The sequence below is a fragment of the Nocardioides sp. genome (genome assembly GCF_035481145.1).
Taxonomy (GTDB): Bacteria; Actinomycetota; Actinomycetes; order Propionibacteriales; family Nocardioidaceae; genus Nocardioides.
This window is the reverse complement of the sequence record NZ_DATIHB010000176.1, coordinates 1-4,628: the sequence shown is the minus strand read 5'-3', so window position 1 is coordinate 4,628 and position 4,628 is coordinate 1. Positions and strand designations below refer to the sequence as shown.

Sequence of the window (4,628 nt, the reverse complement as noted above, 5' to 3'; positions counted from 1 at the left end):
CCCCGCGGCCGTTTCCGGGGGTGTGGCACACGCGGGGACGGGTACGTCGTCCATGCGGCCCCGGTACGCCGGGTGCCTGCTGCCGACGAATGGAGGGATTGCCGTGCACACCCCAGCCCTGACCAACCTCGCCGCTCCCGCGGTGGAGCGGATGGCTCCTGCCCTGGACCGCGTGAAGCCCGCGGTCGAGCACGTGAAGCCAGCACTGGAGAGCGCGTTCGAACACGCGAAGGACCACGTCCCGGATCACCTGCCCGAGCAGTTGACCAGCCACCTCCCGCACCGGAAGAAGGCCGCCCGGAGCCATCGCGGCCTGCTCGCGTTCGGTCTGGTCGCGGTGCTCGGAGGAGTGGCCGGATGGTTCGCGATGAAGCGCAAGTCGTCCGCGCCGTGGGCGCCGGCGCACTCGGCCAGCCCGGCCATGCGCAGCGCCTCCGACTCGAAGGCACCCGCCTCCGGCTACAAGGAGGCCGACCTGCAGGCGACCGGGGCTCCCGGTCAGGAGGGTGGATACGCCGATCGCGGCGCGGAGGACGGCTTCGGCGGTGCGGCCATCGGCGGCACGGCCGAGGCGAGCGAAGGCCGTTACGGCGCCGGGTCTGCGGAGCCGCTCGAGGACGGTGCGTCTCCGGGCGCGGCGTACACGATCAAGGGTGACGAGACGGCGAAGACGTTCCACACCCGGGAGTCGCCCGACTACGCGGTGGCGACGGCCGGCGTCTGGTTCTCGGACGTCGAGGCGGCGCGTGCGGCGGGCTTCGCGGCCTGGGACGACAAGTAGGTCGACGAGCAGGACGCAGCGGCGCACCGCGCCGCCAGCACGGCGCAGAGGCGCCCTCCGTCACGCAGGACGTGACGAAGGGCGCCTCTCGCGCTTTCGCTGGGGCCGGTCGGCGCATGGGATACTCGGCAGGCCATGACGAAGACCTCTGCCGCGCCCACCGAGACCGCCCCCGCGGATCTCCTCTCCGTTGCGATGGTGACCCTCGGGTGCGCCCGCAACGAGGTCGACTCCGAGGAGCTCGCTGGCCGGCTCCAGGCGGGCGGCTTCCGGCTGGTTGCCGACCCCGAGGACGCCGACACCGTCGTGGTCAACACGTGCGGCTTCGTCGAGGCGGCGAAGAAGGACTCCGTCGACACGCTGCTCGAGGCGGCCGACCTCAAGGCCGCGGGCAAGACCCAGGCCGTCGTCGCGGTGGGCTGCATGGCGGAGCGCTACGGCAAGGACCTCGCGGAGAGCCTGCCCGAGGCGGATGCGGTGCTCGGCTTCGACGACTACCCCGACATCGCGGCGCGCCTGAAGGGGATCCTGGCGGGGGAGCAGCACCACTCGCACACCCCGCAGGACCGCCGCAAGCTGCTCGCGGTCTCGCCGACCTCGCGTGACGCCTCGGCGATTTCGGTGCCGGGAGTCTCCGACGGCCTCGGCGGCACCGGCGACCTCCTCGGCATGCCGTTCCGCGCCCGTCTCGACACCGGCCCGATGGCGCCACTCAAGCTCGCCTCCGGCTGCGACCGCCGCTGCACGTTCTGCGCGATCCCGGCGTTCCGCGGCTCCTTCGTCAGCCGCCGCCCCTCCGACGTCCTCAACGAGGCGCGCTGGCTCGCGGAGAACGGCACGCGCGAGGTCTTCCTGGTCAGCGAGAACAACACGTCGTACGGCAAGGACCTGGGCGACATCCGTCTGCTCGAGACCCTGCTCCCGGAGGTCGCCGCGATCGACGGCCTCGAGTGGGTGCGGGTCTCCTACCTCCAACCGGCCGAGATGCGTCCCACGCTGATCGACGCGCTTGCCTCGACCCCGGGCGTCGTCCCCTATTTCGACCTCTCCTTCCAGCACGCGAGCGCCACGGTGCTGCGGCGGATGAAGCGCTTCGGCGACCCGGAAAGCTTCCTCGGCCTGCTCGAGCAGGTGCGCGCGAAGGCGCCTGAGGCCGGCGTCCGCTCCAACGTCATCGTGGGGTTCCCCGGCGAGACCGAGGAGGAGTTCCAGACGCTCTGCGACTTTCTCGAGGCGGCGCGTCTCGACGTCACCGGCGTCTTCGGCTACTCCGACGAGGACGGCACCGAGGCGGCGGCGTTCGACGCCTCGAGCAAGCTGGACCAGGACGAGATCGACGCCCGCGTCGCCCATCTGCAGGACCTCGTCGAGGAGCTCACGGCGCAGCGCGCCGAGGAGCGCATCGGCGAGACCGTGCAGGTGCTCGTGGAATCGCTCGTCGATGAGGACGGCGAGCCCGCGGTCGTCGGCCGCGCGGCGTTCCAGGGTCCGGAGGTCGATGGCACCACACTGGTCCTCGATGCGCCGCGCGGCGTGAAGGTCGGCGACCTGCTGACCGCAGAAGTGACCGGCTCCGAGGGTGTCGACCTCATCGCCGGTCTCCAGGTTTCCCGACAGGAGAGCAGCCGATGAGCGCCGAGACGACGGTCACCAAGACCTCCAACTGGAACGTGCCCAACGCGCTGACCACCCTGCGCATCGTGATGGTGCCGTTCTTCGGCTACGCCCTGCTGCAGGACGGCGGCGACTCGATCGGCTGGCGCATCACGGCGTTCGTGCTCTTCGCGCTCGCGATGATCACCGACAAGATCGATGGTGACCTCGCCCGCAAGTACAACCTGGTCACTGACTTCGGCAAGATCGCCGACCCGATCGCCGACAAGGCGATCACCGGGATGGCGTTCATCGGACTCTCGATCGTGGGGAGCCAGTCGGGTGAGTCGTGGTTCGTCGCCGGCGGCGAGATCTGGTGGTGGGTCACGATCGTGGTCCTCGTGCGCGAGTGGAGCGTCACGCTGCTCCGCCTGTCGATCATGAAGGACGTCGTGATCCCGGCCGCGCAGCTCGGCAAGATCAAGACCACCGCGCAGGGCGTCGCCCTCGCCCTGCTCTCGCTCCCGCTGGTCGCCGACGGCAACGCGTGGGGGACGACTGGCGAGCTGCTCTTCTACGTCGCCCAGGCGGTCCTCGCGGTCGCCGTGGTGCTGACCGTCTGGTCGGGCTACGAGTTCTTCCGCGACGCCGTCCGGCAGAAGCGCGCCCACACCGCCTGACACAGCGCGCCGCTGGCGCCGCACCGCCTGGCACCGCACGGCCGGCGTCTGCCGAACCCGGACAGACCGGTCGTCGAGGCCGGATCGTGACCTCCTGCTCACCGAACCGTCACTTGGTGCGGCCAGCCTCGGGCGGGTGATCTCCTCTCGGGTCGCGGCACCTGTCGCCGCGCTTGCGCTCGTCACCACCCCTCTCGCCCTCGGAGCGCTCACGCCGGCCTCGGCCGCCAGCAGCGGTCTGCTCATCTCGGAGGTGTACGGCGGCGCCCGCAATGCCGGCGCCGTCTTCACCCACGACTACGTCGAGCTGCTCAACCGCGGTTCCGAGCCGGTCTCGCTCGACGGGCTCTCACTGCAGTACCGCTCGGCTACCGGCACCGCGGCTGCGAGCTTCACCCAGCCGCTGTCCGGCACCATCGCACCGGGCAGCCACTACCTCGTTCGCGCGGCGGCGGGCACGGCCGGAACGACGCCCCTGCCGGAGCCGGACGCCACGACCACGCTCAACCTGTCGGGGACCACCGGCACGGTCTGGCTCGCTCGTGGGATCAGCGCCCAGACCCTGCCGACCGGATCGGTCACCAGCCGCGAGGACGTCGTCGACCTGGTCGGCTTCGGCACCTCGAACACCTTCGAGGGAGCTGTCGCGCCGGCGCCGTCGGGAGCCACGTCGATCAGCCGCACGGGTGCCGACACCGATGCCAACAACGCGGACTTCGCTGCTGGCCCAGGCTCGCCCACGCGCTCCGGCACCACCACACCCACGCCTGACCCGACACCCACCGAGCCGCCGGCGCCGACCCTCACGCCGATCGCCGCGATCCAGGGCACCGGCGCTGCGTCGCCCCTGGCCGGTCAGACCGTCACCACGGAGGGTGTCGTCACCGCCGTCTATCCGGGCCGCTTCAACGGCTTCTTCCTGCAGACCGCCGGCACGGGCTCCACCGACACCACCCCGCGTGCCTCCGATGCTCTCTTCGTCTTCGGGCGCAACGTCGACGAGACGACGCTCGCGATCGGGGACAGCGTGCGGGTGACCGGCGCCGTCAGCGAGTTCCAGGGTGCCACGCAGCTCACCCCCGCCGCCGCGACCGACGTCGTCGCCACCGCAGCGCCGCTGGCCGCGATCGCGCCGCTGGTCGCGGCGTACCCGACGACGCCGGAGGCGCGCGAGGCACACGAGGGCGAGCTGGTCGCCCCGACCGACGACTTCGCCGTCACGAACGTCTACACCACCAACCAGTACGGCGAGATCGGCCTCGCCACCGGCGGCCGCCCGCTCGTGCAGCCGACCGACGTCGCCCGCCCCGGCACACCCGACTACGCCGCCGTGGTCGCCGACAACGCCGCCCGTGCGGTCACGCTCGACGATGGCAGCTCGATCAACTTCCTCAGCAACGGCAGCGCCGACCAGGACATCCCGCTGCCCTGGCTGACCCCGACGCGCTCGATCCGCGTGGGAGCCAGGGCGACGCTCGCAGCTCCCGTCATCCTCGACTTCCGCAACAACACCTGGAAGCTCCAGCCGACCACGCAGGTGAGCGGCGACGGCAGCGAGGTGGCGTCGTTCGAGG

At 71.4% G+C, this 4,628-nt stretch carries 4 protein-coding genes; all 4 read left to right on the top strand.

Translation table 11 applies throughout. The features are described from left to right. Positions 1-103 precede the first annotated feature (103 nt). Positions 104-781, top strand: coding sequence for a hypothetical protein (locus tag VLF38_RS14550; protein ID WP_325271961.1), 678 nt, complete (start codon positions 104-106; stop codon positions 779-781). A 135-nt stretch (positions 782-916) separates the two neighbouring features. Then, complete coding sequence (gene rimO / locus VLF38_RS14545) at positions 917-2,413, top strand: 30S ribosomal protein S12 methylthiotransferase RimO (RefSeq protein ID WP_325271960.1); 1,497 nt, start codon at positions 917-919, stop codon at positions 2,411-2,413. Next, positions 2,410-3,054: a CDP-diacylglycerol--glycerol-3-phosphate 3-phosphatidyltransferase gene (pgsA, locus tag VLF38_RS14540; protein WP_325271959.1), complete on the top strand. Its 645-nt coding sequence runs from the start codon at positions 2,410-2,412 to the stop codon at positions 3,052-3,054. The genes rimO and pgsA overlap by 4 nt, the downstream gene beginning before the upstream one ends. A gap of 136 nt (positions 3,055-3,190) precedes the next feature. After that, positions 3,191-4,628 (top strand): lamin tail domain-containing protein (locus tag VLF38_RS14535; protein ID WP_325271958.1); only part of this gene is annotated, 1,438 nt, incomplete at its 3' end.